At 27.7% G+C, this 1521-nt stretch carries 2 protein-coding genes; both read right to left on the bottom strand.

The genetic code is table 11. The features are described from left to right. Positions 1-105: 105 nt before the first annotated feature. Positions 106-717, bottom strand: coding sequence for a hypothetical protein (locus tag B0I03_RS13130; RefSeq protein ID WP_111567883.1), 612 nt, complete (start codon positions 715-717; stop codon positions 106-108). 171 nt (positions 718-888) lie between these two features. Beyond that, complete coding sequence (locus tag B0I03_RS13125; RefSeq protein WP_111567882.1) at positions 889-1380, bottom strand: hypothetical protein; 492 nt, start codon at positions 1378-1380, stop codon at positions 889-891. Between the last annotated feature and the right edge of the window lie 141 nt (positions 1381-1521).

Here is a 1521-nt window from a genome sequence, read left to right as displayed (position 1 = left end):
AACACCAAGCCATTACAAATATAACAAAACATTCCATTCAGCAGCGGATTTTCCGTAGGAAAATCCGGAAGTAGCCATTGAAGCAAACCGCTGTTGTATGCTGTATTATTTTTTAAATTTAATTGTGCTTATTACATTTAGAATTTCTTCTTCAGTTTCCTTATTCACATTATAACCATATAGATTCAAATTCATAAAATTTCCTCTTACTTTGTAAAGTTTTTCAAAATACACACCTGTAATTCCATTTCCAGATGTCTTTGGCATGACAACTTTAGCTTTTCGGTTGTCAATTTTATAAATTTTATAAATAGATTTTGTTATGCTATTATAGTCAAAATTATTGTAGTCTTCAATTATTATGTATTCACTTTCTTTCAGATTGTTTTTATCGTTTTCCGAAAGTGCATTATATTCATTCTTTGTATAAACTGTAGGTAAGTTTTCATCGTTTAAACTATTAGAGTACCAACCATAATCAGAAGTTATTGTATCATTAAGTGAATTGACAAAAACCATGACATCACTGTCAATTCCATTAACTTCTATTTCTTTCCAAGTTTTTGGAATTTTTAAACTAAAATCTCCTTTATTTTTTATTTTATATTCAGTTGTGTTGATTGTCTTTTCGTATTTTGGATAATCTTCAACAACTTTAGGTTTGCAATTGATGAAGAGCAAAGAAATGAAGAAGTTTAAAAAGATGCTTTTTGTCATTATTTAATCTTTTTTAAAATATAGCATACAACGTTATGAGGCTTGCTTTCAGTGGCGTTGAACCAACACCAAGCCAATACAAATATAACAAAACATTCCATTCAGTAGCGGATTTTCCGTAGGAAAATCCGGAAGTAGCCATTAAAGCAAACCGCTGTTAGCAACAGTAAATTAATACCACGTATAAATGTCTTCAAGATTGTAGATTTTAATTCTTTCAATATTGAATAAGTTATTTTCTGAATTTTTGATTTTTGTTAAGCAATTATAATATATTTTTTCGCCATTATTGAGAATTATTTTCACATAGCTATAATCACTCCAAGGATTTCTAATTTTCCACACTAAAGTATGATTTTCAACTACAGAAATGTCTGCGTATAAAATATCAGTAGTTTTATCTGCAATAGTTATTTCAAAATAGTTTTTTTTAAATGTAATAGTTTTTTTTCTATTGTGAATTGAATATCTGTAATGTAAAATGAAACCAGGAATTGATAGGAAAGAAGTTAGAAAAATAAAAAAACCTGATTCACATAAAGATTTTATTAATAGTTCTTCTTCATCATTTCTATAATTTGAACTCAAAACAAATAAAAAAAAGACTAAAGCAATCAAAAATACAATGATTGATGGTAAAATATACTTTGCATTTTTGCTCATAATTATTTCTACACAATTTTGGGTTTTATTGTTGCTAACGTTCTGTGGCTTAAAAATGTGGCGAAAATGCACCACCAAGCCATCACAAATATAGCCAAAACTTTAAATTAAACAACTGTGCCATTTCAAAAATTCCCGAAA

Origin of the sequence: Flavobacterium aquaticum (assembly GCF_003259835.1) — a bacterium.
Classification (GTDB): domain Bacteria; phylum Bacteroidota; class Bacteroidia; order Flavobacteriales; family Flavobacteriaceae; genus Flavobacterium; species Flavobacterium aquaticum.
This window is presented reverse-complemented; position numbering and strand designations above follow the sequence as displayed.